13 protein-coding genes are annotated in these 13,675 nt (G+C 58.3%); 3 read left to right on the plus strand and 10 right to left on the minus strand.

All coding sequences use genetic code 11. The features are described from left to right. Position 1: 1 nt before the first annotated feature. Positions 2–907, minus strand: coding sequence for a sulfate adenylyltransferase subunit CysD (cysD, locus tag EN949_RS05910; RefSeq protein WP_013532711.1), 906 nt, complete (start codon positions 905–907; stop codon positions 2–4). Between cysD and EN949_RS05915 the strand changes: the two genes are divergently transcribed. From EN949_RS05915 to EN949_RS05925, 3 genes are read left to right on the plus strand one after another with little or no spacing between them, the layout of a single operon-like run. Further along, positions 906–1,394: a hypothetical protein gene (locus EN949_RS05915; RefSeq protein WP_127365706.1), complete on the plus strand. Its 489-nt coding sequence runs from the start codon at positions 906–908 to the stop codon at positions 1,392–1,394. The two genes, cysD and EN949_RS05915, sit on opposite strands and share 2 nt — an antisense overlap. Further along, the gene (locus EN949_RS05920; RefSeq protein WP_127365705.1) at positions 1,391–2,689 is read left to right on the plus strand and encodes an O-antigen ligase; all 1,299 of its coding nucleotides are present in this window, start codon (positions 1,391–1,393) and stop codon (positions 2,687–2,689) included. The genes EN949_RS05915 and EN949_RS05920 overlap by 4 nt, the downstream gene beginning before the upstream one ends. Further along, positions 2,686–3,621, plus strand: coding sequence for an NAD-dependent epimerase/dehydratase family protein (locus EN949_RS05925; protein ID WP_027164099.1), 936 nt, complete (start codon positions 2,686–2,688; stop codon positions 3,619–3,621). Before EN949_RS05920 ends, EN949_RS05925 begins: the two co-directional genes overlap by 4 nt. Positions 3,622–3,683: 62 nt before the next feature. Here EN949_RS05925 and EN949_RS05930 read toward each other — a convergent pair whose 3' ends face one another. The 9 genes from EN949_RS05930 to EN949_RS05970 form a co-directional block, all read right to left on the minus strand. Then, positions 3,684–4,223, minus strand: coding sequence for a sugar transferase (locus EN949_RS05930; protein ID WP_024503684.1), 540 nt, complete (start codon positions 4,221–4,223; stop codon positions 3,684–3,686). Between the two features lie 122 nt (positions 4,224–4,345). Beyond that, complete coding sequence (locus tag EN949_RS05935; protein WP_127365704.1) at positions 4,346–5,281, minus strand: glycosyltransferase family 2 protein; 936 nt, start codon at positions 5,279–5,281, stop codon at positions 4,346–4,348. A gap of 93 nt (positions 5,282–5,374) precedes the next feature. Further along, positions 5,375–7,363 (minus strand): nucleoside-diphosphate sugar epimerase/dehydratase, encoded by a 1,989-nt coding sequence (locus EN949_RS05940; RefSeq protein ID WP_164754745.1) that lies wholly within the window; start codon positions 7,361–7,363, stop codon positions 5,375–5,377. A gap of 311 nt (positions 7,364–7,674) precedes the next feature. Continuing rightward, positions 7,675–8,517 carry a glycosyltransferase family A protein gene (locus tag EN949_RS05945; protein ID WP_127365703.1) on the minus strand — a complete coding sequence of 281 codons (843 nt, stop codon included), beginning with the start codon at positions 8,515–8,517 and terminating at the stop codon, positions 7,675–7,677. A 56-nt stretch (positions 8,518–8,573) separates the two neighbouring features. Beyond that, positions 8,574–9,872, minus strand: a complete 1,299-nt coding sequence (locus tag EN949_RS05950) for a CmcI family methyltransferase (protein WP_164754743.1) — start codon at positions 9,870–9,872, stop codon at positions 8,574–8,576. Next, complete coding sequence (locus EN949_RS05955; protein ID WP_127365701.1) at positions 9,872–10,708, minus strand: TylF/MycF/NovP-related O-methyltransferase; 837 nt, start codon at positions 10,706–10,708, stop codon at positions 9,872–9,874. Before EN949_RS05955 ends, EN949_RS05950 begins: the two co-directional genes overlap by 1 nt. Next, entirely contained in the window at positions 10,705–12,060 is a 1,356-nt protein-coding gene (locus tag EN949_RS05960) for an ABC transporter ATP-binding protein (RefSeq protein ID WP_127365700.1), read from the minus strand. Before EN949_RS05960 ends, EN949_RS05955 begins: the two co-directional genes overlap by 4 nt. Before the next feature lie 84 nt (positions 12,061–12,144). Beyond that, entirely contained in the window at positions 12,145–12,924 is a 780-nt protein-coding gene (locus EN949_RS05965) for an ABC transporter permease (protein WP_127365699.1), read from the minus strand. Positions 12,925–12,953: 29 nt separating this feature from the next. Continuing rightward, entirely contained in the window at positions 12,954–13,673 is a 720-nt protein-coding gene (locus EN949_RS05970) for a glycosyltransferase (protein ID WP_127365698.1), read from the minus strand. Between the last annotated feature and the right edge of the window lie 2 nt (positions 13,674–13,675).

Genomic DNA, 13,675 nt, shown 5'->3' on the forward strand with positions numbered 1-13,675 from the left:
GTCAAAAGTACCCCTCGCGCTTCTTCTTTTCCATCGAGCCGGCTTCATCGCGGTCGATCAGGCGACCCTGCCGTTCGGATGTCCGTGCCGTCAGCATTTCGCCGACGATGGCTTCCAGCGTGTCGGCCTCCGATTCGATGGCGCCAGTCAGCGGATAGCAGCCAAGCGTGCGGAACCGCACGAGCCGGTTCTCCACTGTCTCGTCGGGGCGGAGTTTCATGCGCTCGTCGTCCCGCAGGATCAGCATGCCGTCGCGTTCCACCACCGGCCGTTCCTTGGCGAAATAGAGCGGCACGATCGGGATACTTTCCTGCAGGATGTACTGCCAGATATCCAGCTCGGTCCAGTTCGACAGCGGAAAGACGCGGATCGATTCACCCGATGCGATGCGGGTGTTGAATATCTTCCACATTTCGGGGCGCTGGTTCTTCGGATCCCACACATGCTGGGCATTGCGGAAGGAAAAGATGCGCTCCTTGGCGCGCGATTTCTCCTCGTCGCGACGTGCGCCGCCAAAGGCCGCGTCGAAGCCATATTTGTCGAGCGCCTGGCGCAGCGCCACGGTCTTCATGACATGGGTGTGGGTGTTCGAACCATGGTCGAACGGATTGATGTTGTCGCGCACGCCGTCTTCGTTGACATGAACCAGGAGATCGAAGCCGAGTTTCTGCGCCATCTGATCGCGAAAAGCGATCATCTCGCGGAACTTCCACGTCGTGTCGACGTGAAGAAAGGGAAATGGCGGCTTGGCGGGATAAAACGCCTTCATCGCCAGATGCATCAACACGGATGAATCCTTGCCGACCGAATAGAGCATGACCGGCTTGGCAAAGGCGGCCGCAACCTCGCGGAATATATGGATGGACTCGGCCTCAAGCCGCTGAAGATGCGTAAGCGCTGTTGTCATGGACCGTGGGCGTTCTTTCGTATTTCCAACAGAAGACCTGCCTCAAATCATCGAGCTTTTGCGCCCGGTTCGAGCCTTGTTTCTGGACAATCTTCCTCGTGCCGGCGTTCTAGCAGATCGCCGTTGTCAAGAACAATGCAAGACTGGCCCGGCCGCACATGGTTCGAGAATGAATTTTCCACAGATACCATCAAACCCGGAAATTCCTGCCCGCAAGCTCAACAACCGAGAAAACGCGGGGAAAATATTGCTTGAATGGCCGGCTACGGCTTTCAAGCGACTTCCCTTGGCCGACCGTCGCCTGCCGCCGATTTTCGGTGGCAATCCACCAGATACACTATTGAAAACGGGGGGCGGCCGCTATACCAGCTTCGGCAGCGGGCAAGCGCGTTATGAGGCCTGGGCAATTTCGAGGCGAGCGCATTCAACTTCGCTAAACAAGATCCGCCGCATGACACTTGCCGAAAACAGCGAGCCCGAAAATTGAGCCGGCTTTCATCCCTCGCACAGCAATTCTCGCCTTCGCGGATCAACAACTACTTCTCCATCCTTTGCTTCTTTTTTCCACCGGTTCTGGGGTCGGTGGTCAGCTTTGTGTTCAATGGCGGAGGCCTTTCGTCCGCCCTGCTGATTGCTTTAGGGAAAAGGCGCTTCAACGCCGACCGGCCCATGATCTGGATGACGGTCGCGATCTATGCCTACTGCGCCGCCAATCTCCTGGCGTCCATCGTCAACAACTCGTTTGTCCGGGATGCGCCGCATCTTATCCCGCTCGTCACCTTCCTGTTTTTTCCCGTGTCCTATTCGACCTGGAGCAACACGCAGAAAACCACGCTTGCCCGCATCGTCGTGCTTTCCAGCATGGCCGCCTGCTTTGTCGCGCTGCTCATGGCCGTCATCCAGCAATATTGGATTGGCGTCAGGGCGGAGGGGGGAGCCGGAAATCCGATCGTCTTCGCAACCGTCGTCTGCCTTGCCGTGGTGACGTGTGTGGCTGGCGCCTTGTCCAGTATTGAGCAAGCCCGGACACCCCTCTTCTACGCGACACTGGCCGGGACGATCGCCGTCATCTATTCCGGCTCGCGTACCATCTGGCTGGCACTGCTGATCGCCGGCATAGCCGTCATGCTGATCAACAGGCACAGGCTCAGGGGCAGGAATGCCGTTCGCCTGCTGCTGTTGCTGGCGGCGGTCGGCGTCGTGATCGCCGCTTCCAGCTTCCAGGCGATATCCGGGCGGGTCGACTTTTTGCGCTCCGATTGGGGTGCGCTTGGAGCCAGCGGCAACTACGACACCTCGTTGGGAATACGTGTTGCGCTTTGGGAGATCGGCCTCAAAGCATTCCATGACATGCCACTGTTCGGGCACGGTGTGGGTGCAACCCAGCTTTTGATCAAACAGGGCTTTCATGAGCAGTTCGCGATGGACACAGGCTTCAACCATTTCCACAACGGCTTCCTGACCGCCTTGGTGCAAGCAGGAATTCTGGGCGCCGTGACGCTGGCAGCGATCTTTATCGTTGCTGCTGGAAATGCCGCCCGGGTCTTGCGAAACAGCAGCGATCCGAACGAGCGGTTCGGCGCCACCATGATTATCGTCGTGGTGATCACCTATCTGACGGCCGGAATGACAGGCATCCTGGTCGGCCATGACATTCTGGACTCGGTGCTGATGGTCTTCCTGGTGAGCGGAACATATCTCGCCTCCGGACGCCATGTTCCTTTGCTGGACGAACCGGCACTTGCACCAGTCACGCAAGACCTGTCTCGGGCAAGGCCATGAAGGTTCTGGTCACGGGCGCGACAGGTTTCATCGGGCGTCTTGTCGTGCGCCACTTACGCGAAGCCGGTGCCGAGCTTCGCCTCGCCTCCCGCCATCCCGAGAGGCTTGGTTCGGAGAACGAGACTGTGCCGATGCCCGGCTTCGATGCGCCGGCCGCCGCCTTTCTGGAACTGACCCGGCATATGACTGACGTCGTCCATTGCGCTGGCCTCAACAATGATCGGGGAAATGCAACCGAAGCCGATTACCAGGCGGCCAATGTGGAACTGAGCGCAAGGCTGGCGCATGCAGCGGTGGCCCAGATAAGCGGACGTTTCATTCATCTCTCCTCGATCCGGGCGGTGATCGGCGCGCACGTCAGCGCAACGATCGACGAGGACACGCTTCCTGCCCCACAATGCGCCTATGGACGCTCGAAGCGCGAAAGCGAGATCACGGTTTTGGACGCCTATGCGTCGCATGGCCGCTCCGACGCCGCCGTGTTGCGCCTGCCTCCGGTCTATGGAAGCGGCATGAGGGGAAATCTGGCAACGCTGATGCGCCTTGCCGATACGCCGCTGCCGCTGCCGACGGGTGCCCTGACCGGAATCCGTTCGCTGATGTCTTCCGAGGCCGCGGTGCGAGCAGTGTCGCACCTGCTCAGCCATTCCGGGCCGCTTCGCCCGATCTATGTCGGCGCCGATGTGCCGCCGGTCGCCCTCGACGCCGTCATCGCCGCCTTTCGCAGAGGTTTGGGGCGGCCTGTGCGCCTGATGGCGGTGCCGGCCGGGCCGATACGGCCGGTGGTGGCCGCACTCGGCAGGCGGGCGTTCTGGGACAGCCTGACCGCGACACAGATATGCGACCCCGCCCTGCTGATATCGCAGGGGTGGACGCCCGAAGCCGGCACGCTTGAGCGGCTGGCCGAGCTGGCGCGGCTCAGCAGATCCTGACTTTCTTGCTTGACCATGATCTTTTCCAAAAACCGGTTTCCACTTTTGGGATCATGGTCTGCTCAGCTTCGGTAGAGCGTTCCAAACAGGATCCGAAGATCGAGCCAGAACGACGCGGTGCGGAGGTAGGCAGCATCCGTTTGCGCCAAGAGCTCCGGGTTAGACATGTCGATGCCCCTGATCTGGGCCAGGCCTGTTATGCCCGGCAGCGCCGCCAAAACCCCCAGCCGCCTGCGACACTCGATCAATTCCGTCTGGGTCGGCAGGCAGGGCCGCGGCCCGACCAGGCTCATTTCGCCCTTCAAGACGTTCCAGAATTGCGGCAGCTCATCCAGCTTGAACTTCCGCAAGACTTTTCCAACCGATGTCACGGAATCCGCCGGCGCCTCATGCGAGGGTAGCGACGGCGTCCCGACATACATCGTGCGCAACTTGTGGCAGCGGAAAAGCCGACCGTCACGGCCGACCCGCACCTGTGAAAAAATGGCCGGGCCCGGCGACGATGCCCGAACGGCAAGGACGGTGAGCGCCAAGACAGGAGATGTCGCCACCAGCAGCAGAGCCGCACCGGCAAGATCGAAGATTTGCTTGGCTGCCTTCATGAACGGCCGATAGTGCTCCCTGCCGAAGTCCCGAGGCAATGCCGCAGGCCAATGCCGTCAATCCGGTCGACGTAGCATGAGCCGATCTCTTGACCAAGCGCGCCACGCAACCGTCGCAATGTTCAGATGCGCCCCAGGACGAAGGCGAGATAGAGCCCCAGGTTTCCGGAAACGGTCTGCCGATAGACGCCGCTTCGGCGCAAGCCTGCCAAGCGGCGGAAAAGGCCGCCGTCGCGCCCGCGGGTGAAAAGGTCGAGGCACGCCGCCGCGTCCTCGGTCAGGAGGTCGCGATTGACGGCGAGGCCATCCAGGTTGAGGTCCGTCCAGCCGGCGAATTCCCCCTTGAACAGGCGGCCAAGCCGGGACACCCTTGCTTTCCAGGATACGTTGGCGCCGACCAGGTTTGCCGCATGCTGCCGGTAGCGCACCAGCGGCCGCGGATCGTAGCGGACGATGCCACCGGCAGCGGTCACGATGAGATAGGCCCACCAGTCGTGGCTGACGAACCCGGTCCGCATGCAGGCCCTGGCCAGCAGGTCGCGTGCCGCTGCGTTGAGCAGGATGGTGTTGCCGCCGGCGATGCTTTGCACAAGCGCGTTGCGAAAGGTTGGCGGCCGGGCAAACAAAGGCGAATGGCCGACAAGGCTTCCTGTTTCCGTCATGGTCGCGGTTCGCGAACAAAACATCAGCGGGATTTTCGCATCCTGGGTCCGCATCCAGTCGATAGCGCTCTCCAGCCTGTCGGGCTCCCAGATATCATCCTGGTCGCAGAAGGCATAGCAGTCCGCCTCGATGCGTCGCTCGACGATCATCGAGCGGAAATTGGCGGCGAAGCCTTGCCGCGGCCCCTCGACGAGCGTCATTCGACCCTTGGGCCGCCAGCGGGATTTCCATGCCTCGATGATGGCGGTCGTGCCATCGGTGGAGCCATCGTCTGAAATCCACAGGTCGACCAGAGGGTGCGACTGCTCGAGCAGGGACTGCAGCTGCTCCTCGATGAAGGCGGCGCCGTCTTTCGTGCCCATCAGGACCGCGATGCGCAGATCATCTTTGCTCACGAGCAAGATCGCTTTCTGATTCTGATTGGATCTACCTCTTTGATTTGGCGCAATTCCCAAAGGTAAGCGCCGTGCGCTTTTCCCGGAATTGTTCTAGGTCGCCTGCCCGGCCGTCTTCGGAATCGCGTCTTGACGTGCACTTGCCCTGGCCTTCTTGGCGCGGTCGAGACCTGCCAATGCGGCGAGCGCGGCAGCCTTGTCCTGGTTTTTCGCCGACTGCTGCAGCGCCGTGAGCGCGACCTGGACATCCGACCATTCCACGACGTCCGTGCTGAGGCCGAAAATCTTCGAGATGCCGAGTTCGACGAGTTCCTCGTCTTCGCCATGCAGCGTTTCGTGGAGTTTTTCGCCCGGCCTTATGCCGGTGAACCGGATCGCGACGTCCTTGTATGGGCTCTTTCCGGACAAGCGGATCATCGTTTCGGCCACTTCAAGGATCGGCACCGGCTTGCCCATGTCGAGCATATAGACGGCATAATCGTCTCCGCTCTGCCGCGACGCGGCATCGGCCGCCGACATGATGACGAGATCGACGGCTTCGGCCACGGTCATGAAATAGCGCGTCATGCGCCGGTCGGTGATGGTGACCGGCCCTCCAGCCTCGATCTGCGCCTGGAATATGGTCGCCACAGAACCATTGCTGCCGAAGACATTGCCGAACCGCACTGCAATGAACTTGGTGGCCGGACGACGCCCACCCGTCTCGCCTGCCGGCGTGCCATGCAAGGCGCTGATGATCTGTTCGGCGGCCCGCTTCGTCATGCCAAGCACCGACGAGGGATCCACCGCCTTGTCGCTCGATATCAGGACAAATTGCGCAACCCCGCACTTGGCGGCGACTTCGGCACAGACGAGCGTTCCGAAGATATTGGTCTGGATGGCCGAATCCCAGTTTTCCTCGAGCAGCGGAACGTGCTTGAGCGCCGCGGCGTGAAAGATGATGTCCGGCCGGAATTCCGTGACGACACGCGTTATCTGGCGCCGGTCCGCGACATCGACGATGCGCACCTTGAGGCGGTCGTGGTCCTTCTCGTCAACGTACTGGCTCAGCTGGAAAATGCCGAACTCGGAGTTGTCGGCGACCAGCACCGCCTCGGCTCCCAGTTCCAGCGACCGCCTGACCAGCGTCTGGCCGATCGAACCGGCACCGCCGGTCACAAGAACGCGTTTGCCCCCCACAAAGGCGCCGATGCGCTGGATGTCGGCCGCGACCGTCGGACGGCGCAGGATCGTTTCCATCTCGACGGTGTCGAGAACCAGCTTTCCGTGCTGCTCCAACTCCGAAAGGCCTGAGAACTGCACCACATTTATGTCGCCGTGCCGGGCAATGCGCACAAGTTCCGGATAGTCCTCGATTTCATGCTCGGCGCCGCTGCCGAAAATCAGCAGGTCCAGGCTTTTGGTGCCGGTCGCATAGTCTTCCAGGACATCGATCAGGCGCGGCATGGTCGCCACCACGGGAACACCTTGAATCCGCGTGCCCAACGGTGCGCCGCGCTCGGTCGCCATGATGCCTGCGATGGAATAGTCCGCCGGTTGCGCCGTGCGGGTGAAGCGAATGATCAGGTCGGCCTCGCCGAGCCGGCCGACAAACAGAGCGCGCTTGGCCTGCCTGGCGTCGGTCTTGCGGCCCAGAATCCCCCAGCTCGCGCCGTCACGCAGGAAGCGGTAGAACAGCCGGGGTGCCGATATGATGGTGAAGGAGACGAGGAAGAAGACGATGAACTGACGCTCGTTGAGCCCCGCCACCGGCCGGTAAAAACGCAGCAGCAGCGACGCCATGTAAAGAGTGAACGTCAAAATCGCGCAGCTCTTCAGGATGTTGAAAAAGTCCGGCGTCGAGGCGAAGCGCCACACCGTGGTGTAGAGGCCACTGTAGCGGAACAACAAATGGCTGATGACGACGATGCCCGCCCATGTCGCCAGACCCTCGTTGGAGAACGCTTCGAACGAAAGATTCGACCGCGAAAGAATAAGGCTGAGTGCCACGGCGACCAGGACCATGACCACGTCCTGGACCATGATGAAGGCGCGCCGCATCTGTGGCCTGAGCCCGAACACAGCTTCAAGGTGGGATTTCATTGGACGGCACTAGACTCCAGGCTCAAGGGCATCGACACCAGCGAAGTGCGAACACGAAGATACTTCGCGACCAATCCACCCTAAGTGCCATCCCCGGCCCCCGCCGTGGTGTATCGCATACTGCGGGGCGGAGGGCATAGCTAGAGGTTTTTTCGAAATACGCCGGACTGCCCGGTCAATTCGTAGCGTGTGCTTGGAATCGACCCTGTACAGCACCGAAGCCGAAGTCGTGGCATTATAGGTTATCTGAACTATTGTCCCCGGCTCATCGCCAGGGAGTGGCTATTGGAATCGCTTGTTCGCCGGACGCCTCAAACCAGGCCAATGCTCGCAAATTTCGCAGCCTCCGGGCGAAGAGGACCGAGATAAATCGCGTCAAAATACGGACGCTGGTACTCGCGTTGGAAAATCGAAAGATACTCCTGCGCGAAGGTGGAATGATGAAGCTTGCCTGACGTTGCAACTCCACCATGCACTTGATGAAATGTCATGTCCGATAGCAGGCAGACATTTTTGGCACCGTGGCGTTGAACGTATCGCGCGAAAATCTCGAGGTTGGCCAAGCCAGCACCAGGGGAAACAAAGCCTTGGTGGAAACCGCCCATCTTGTCGAGGAGATGGCGCGGCACCGAAAACGCGTTGCTTTCAACGATCGGTTTCCAGAAGCCGTTGCTGGAAGAGCCCGCAAATACCGAAATATCGTAGAGAGCGGACGACTTCGAAGGCCAACCGCTTTCCGCGATCAGCCTGTCCTCAACGTCCTCATTATATCCTTGGGTGGTCGAGACCATCTGCACGCTCGGCCCTAGGTGGCAGCCGAGAGTATAGACGAACGCATCCGCACACATTGAGTGTGCCTTCAACGTATTGGAGATCAATTGATCCGAAAAAATGCGGGCGCCGTCGATCGCAAAGAGGATATGCGTGCCCCTGGCCACGTGCCTTGCTGCCCAGTTGAGCGCAAAGACAGGGGACGGTCGCGGGTCAGGCATGCTGACAATCCGGGGCACCGGCGACAAACCGGCGCTATCGCGCAGCGTAAAAGGAACTGCCGAGCCATTGTCGACGACAATGACCTCATAGTCCTCCGACGAGACATTTTTTTGATAAGGGCGGCAAGCGGACAGGATCGTACGCGGCGCCTCTCTTGCCATGTCATGTATGCAGATGATCACCGATAGGAACGGTCGATGCTTTCGTGGAAAAAGCCTCATGTCTTTCGTAGATATCCATTAGGATTGTAAGTCATGTTCCGACCGAACATATCACAGTAGGCAACGTCTATTTCAAAAGACCCGAAGCCTCTGGCAAGAAATTCCGCAATCGCTCTGTTGGGCCCCCCCTCATACCGGGCCGACCATCCGAGATCTTCGAGCACGCCGTCTTCCATGACGAGATATTCGCCGGTGCGAAGATGCTCTTCGAAAAACTCCAGAACCGAGGTGCACACGGCGTAGCTATGAGCCGAATCCTCGACCACCAGCCAGGGCCGTGGCAAGTCGAAAAGTTCGTGCTGGCGAAACGGGACCTCAAGATTGGCCGCATCCCCTTGAACGAACCGAATTCCTTCCGAAGCGGCCAAGCCAGGCTGATCCAGATCGATAGAAACGATTTGGGCCTGGATATCCATTGCCCGGCAAACGTCGCGGAACAGCATGGCGCTTCCGCCATGTTTCGACCCGATCTCGATGATCGATGCAGGCCGCAGTTGGTCCAGCAACCGCAGATAGATTGCGATGTCGACAGGGCTTTTTAGACACGGAATCCCACGGTAACGATATTCCATCGTCCCGGCGTGATAAGCAGGGAGACCGGGGCCAGCCAGGCCCGTCACGTAACTTCGTTTCGAGCGACACTCATTCAGTCGCTCAAGATCGTCTTGCAATGAGGCCGCCGGCCGCGGTGCGACAATTCCGGCGATTTCCTCGATCGTATCCAATTGGTAGCGGCCGTTCAGAATCCCAGCCTCGATATCGCGATAGGCTTCCGTAAGGGTGGCGTCGCCCGGCCTCAATCCCGAGACGATGCACAGTCCCTTCATCTCGACATCGTATGTTTCCACGATCAGGTCAGGTCGGAATTTCCGCAATATCGTAACCAGCTTATAGACATCACCAGTCCAAACCTGAGTGTTGCGCTCACGGCTCGTGTGAGCGATGTCGCGTGGCAAAACATCGTCGATCACAATGACGCCCTGCGCGTGGCTCGCACGCTCACAATTGATGAAATCGCGGAGGGCAAACTCCGCATTGTGCATGCCGTCGATAAAGGCGAGATCGACCGGCCCCCCCACCAGCGCGGCGACGTCACGCTTGAAGAAGTCGTCACTCGTTTCAGCGAACAAACGCGTTGGCGCCTTCAGCGGTACCCTGATTTCATAGTCCGGATCGACCCCGATCGACGAAGCCTCCGACAACGCAAGGCTATGGCCGAAACGCGATCCGATTTCGAGATAGTTTCGGGGTCGCAATATCCTGTGTATCGACGAGAGGGCTTGAAGGTAATCCATCACGCGGCCTTGCGGAACCAAACGCCCGTCCAATCGACCTGGTGCATTTGAGGAAGATCGCGCAACGTGCGCGCAAAATAGTCTGCGACCGCGAGACGACATTGCTCGATCGCGTAGTCATCGATGATCACGATACCACCTGGCGAAACTTTCTCGTAGAGCGCATCGAGGGAATCCATCGTGGATTCATAAAGATCGCCATCCAGGCGAAGCAAGGCAATTTCACGCGTCTGTAGCCGAGGAAGTGTGTCCTTGAACCACCCTTTGGCAAAAACGACCGAATCGGACTCCAGCCCGTAAACGCCAAAATTCTCGCGAACAGTTTCCTCACTGACCGCAAGCTCGGGATAGACTGTCTTGCTCAGGTCAAGTCCGGCATCCTGTGCAAGGCTCGGAGGAGGTAGTCCTTCGAAGCTGTCGGCGACAAATATCCGGCGGTTTTCGGCCGGGTTAATTTTCAGATATCCCGCCATGAAAATACAGCTGCCGCCGCGCCAGACGCCACACTCGACAAAATCGCCCGGAATGCCGTCTCCAACCACTGTGTCGAGACACTCGTGGAGCATGTCCAGACGCGCCTGCCCGATCATCGTATGCGAATATCCCGCATTGTGGATGCTGCGGCTAAAGAATCTGCCATCGGCGCGCCCTGCGATCATCTCGGCATAGGCATCGGCCCGTTCATGGCGAATATCGTGCAACACGCGGGGGTCGAACACTTCGGAGCCCGCAATGCAGTTGCGCAGATAGATGATGCGAAGCTCATTATCGAGATACACGCAGTTCAGCAGCGAGCGCTTCAGGAGATCGAGATAAAGGTCGCCATGGTCCTTCATGCGGAAAACTCCTGGCCACCCAAAGTTTCCATCGTGATCGACTGCATGGGGATACCCATCAGGCCTTTCGCTACATGCGATGAGAGAACGTGAAAGAAAATGGCATCATCGACGCGGTGCTGCTTGATGTGTTCCGCCTGGTTTCCGGTGGCTAATGCGACCGTAATTCCATAATCACCGGTCGGCAGGTAGGGCATCTGAAACGCGAACCGGGCAATGATCGTCTCCCCGGCCCGTATGACGATGTCATCGTGGCGATAGGTTAGGAATGTGTTGTCGGCAAAGACAGCCTGGCCAAGTCGGTCACGAACGGTGAACCCCAGGATTGGACGCTCAAGGTCCGCATTCGCCTTTGCCTTGATTTCAAAGAGTACGCTCTCTCCACCCGAAAGATTGGTGAGCGGCAAGCCCGCAGGGGTCTTCAACCCTGCAGAAACGATCGACCCCGAACGGGTGCCGATCCAGGTGGCGTCATCGTCAAAATCGAAGACCTTGATTTCGTTGGCGAGCGAGGATGACCGCAGTATTTCGGAACGATGATCCGGAGGCGGCGGAGCTTCGGGCGGGCGCTCGCCGCGGCGACCGCCAAACTTCAACTCGGCGGTGCTGTCGCCTTCAAGCTCGATTGCACGGCGGTACTCGTCGCAGACCTCCTTGGTCTCGCCGATCATGCGGATCCTGCCACCGTCGACCCAGACGACGCGGGAACATAGGGCCATCACCGAGCTCAGATCGTGCGCGCACAACAGCATCGTCCCGCGCGACTTGAACTCGCGGATGAAACGCATGCATTTCTGTGAAAAGGCCATATCGCCAACGGCCAGGACCTCGTCCACGAGGAGAATTTCCGTCGGCAGATGCGCAGCGACGGCGAAGGCCAGGCGTGCATACATGCCACTCGAATAGGTCTTGACCGGTTGATCGATGAAATCGCCGATGCCCGCGAACTCCAGGATCGAACCCATTCTGGCTTCCGCGTCGGACCTCGACATTCCAAGAATCGCGGCACCAAGATATGCGTTCTCGCGTCCGGTGAAGTCCGGGTCGAAGCCGGTCCCAAGCTGCAGCGAGTACAGCTTGCCTTTTCGTTCGATCGATCCTGAGGTCGGCTGCAAGTTGCCCGCAATCATCTGAAGAAGCGTGGATTTGCCGCTGCCGTTGCGGCCGATGATGCCGATCGTCTCTCCCTCAAAAACGTCAAACGACACTCCGTGTATGGCCGGATATTCCCGAAACCTGCGAACACGGCCTAGGGTTGCCATTTGGATCAATCGATCCTGGGGGCGCGGATAGATACGAAATACCTTCGTCACATCCTGCAGACGGATAGCAATAATATCACTGCTGGTCATGGCCAACGATCCAATCAAAACGAGAAACGCTTCAACATGTCGCGCACACGCGCGGCGATGCACGAGCGCCGGCCGCCAAACCTATCAGAGCACATCGGCAAAGCCCCTGCGTGTCCTCTGGAAAAACTGATAGCCGAGAAAGGCGATCGCAATAGCCGCGATCGAATAATTGCCCAGCGCCATCCAGTCCGGCCACACACCGAAGAGAACCGTGTCGCGAAAGCTCTCGACGGGAATAGCGAGCGGATTGAATGAGAGCCATGGTTGCAGCCAGGTAGGCAGCGCGGTCCTCTGGAAAAAAACCGGAGAGAGGAACATCGTCGCCGTCACAAGTGGGGCTACAATCTGGCCCATGTCGCGAAAATAGACGCCGATCGATGACAATATCCAGGCTATGCCAAGCACCAACACCATCAGTGGCGCCAGGACCACCGGCGCCAGAACCACCGTCAGCGGAATGCTGCCGAAGATCACATAGGCAAATACCAACAACACGAGCAGGCTGACTGCTGCGTGAAACAAGGCGGCACCTGCCGAAACCACAGGCAGGATCTGGATCGGAAACACGACCTTCTTGACGTAGTTGGCATTGGCGACGATCAACCCAGGCGCAAGCGAAACCACCTCAGCAAAGAACTGGAAGACGATAAGCCCACAGAACAGGACCACCGCGAACTCACCAGTTGAATGTGTCGCGCTCTGCTGGTCAGGCATCGTCCAGCGCGACTTCATTACTACGCCGAACACGAAGGTGTAGACAGCCAGCATGAACAGCGGATTGAGCAGCGACCACAACAGCCCCAGCACAGAGCCGCGATAACGGCCGGTAATCTCCCGGCGAATGAGGCTCAGAATCAACACCATCTCAACTCACCCAGCCACTTGGCGCAATTTTATAAATCCTCAGCGAACGGCACTGTGAAATGCCGAACTCCATCATCGAACTTACGATAAAAATTAAACTTAGTCGAAATAATCCTCTGACTTAACCGCCAGTCCGACATCTTTTTTTCACTAAAAGAATCAACCTTACTATAGTGCTTCATCAAAATCCCGCCAGTGACGCCAACGCTATATCCGTGAATATGGCACCTATAGGAGAAATCAATGTCATAGCACGTGAACCCAGGTATCTCCTCTGAGAATCGCAATTCCCTTGCCACGCTAGCCCTCGATGCAATGAATATCCCATCCAAAGCCTGAGCTTTGCAATTATCTTCAACAGGAGAAAAAACCTCAATCTTATCCCCCCGGCCAGCATAATCGCCGGGAACAACTACTCTTCCAAGCAATTCACCGGGGTCAGAATAATACCAATTTGACGATTGACAGCGACTTGTCCCACAGACGCCAAAGACATCAAACTCTTCGAAAGCGGCAGATAAAATTCGGCTCCTAACTTTTATGATTTCTATATCGTCATGACAGAAAATCAGCCAGTCACCGCTCGCGCGATCTATCCCTGAATTATAACCGGAAGTCATAGATTCAGCTCCATAAATTGGCACGAACTCAATATCGTATTGGTTATTGCCAACCATAGAGAAACTATCCATCATACGCCGATAATTATTTATGTTATTAGTACACGTTATTATAGAAAAAGTGACCATAG

Source organism: Mesorhizobium sp. M7A.F.Ca.US.007.01.2.1, assembly GCF_003998165.1.
GTDB lineage: Bacteria > Pseudomonadota > Alphaproteobacteria > Rhizobiales > Rhizobiaceae > Mesorhizobium > Mesorhizobium ciceri.

Excerpts from the sequence above, each read along its gene's own strand:
- EN949_RS05915 (WP_127365706.1), top strand. The coding sequence starts at position 906 with ATGGACCGTGGGCGTTCTTTCGTATTTCCAACAGAAGACCTGCCTCAA.
- cysD (WP_013532711.1), bottom strand. The coding sequence starts at position 907 with ATGACAACAGCGCTTACGCATCTTCAGCGGCTTGAGGCCGAGTCCATC.
- EN949_RS05925 (WP_027164099.1), top strand. The coding sequence starts at position 2,686 with ATGAAGGTTCTGGTCACGGGCGCGACAGGTTTCATCGGGCGTCTTGTC.
- EN949_RS05930 (WP_024503684.1), bottom strand. The coding sequence starts at position 4,223 with ATGAAGGCAGCCAAGCAAATCTTCGATCTTGCCGGTGCGGCTCTGCTG.
- EN949_RS05940 (WP_164754745.1), bottom strand. The coding sequence starts at position 7,363 with ATGAAATCCCACCTTGAAGCTGTGTTCGGGCTCAGGCCACAGATGCGG.
- EN949_RS05945 (WP_127365703.1), bottom strand. The coding sequence starts at position 8,517 with ATGGCAAGAGAGGCGCCGCGTACGATCCTGTCCGCTTGCCGCCCTTAT.
- EN949_RS05950 (WP_164754743.1), bottom strand. The coding sequence starts at position 9,872 with ATGGATTACCTTCAAGCCCTCTCGTCGATACACAGGATATTGCGACCC.
- EN949_RS05955 (WP_127365701.1), bottom strand. The coding sequence starts at position 10,708 with ATGAAGGACCATGGCGACCTTTATCTCGATCTCCTGAAGCGCTCGCTG.
- EN949_RS05960 (WP_127365700.1), bottom strand. The coding sequence starts at position 12,060 with ATGACCAGCAGTGATATTATTGCTATCCGTCTGCAGGATGTGACGAAG.
- EN949_RS05965 (WP_127365699.1), bottom strand. The coding sequence starts at position 12,924 with ATGGTGTTGATTCTGAGCCTCATTCGCCGGGAGATTACCGGCCGTTAT.
- EN949_RS05970 (WP_127365698.1), bottom strand. The coding sequence starts at position 13,673 with ATGGTCACTTTTTCTATAATAACGTGTACTAATAACATAAATAATTAT.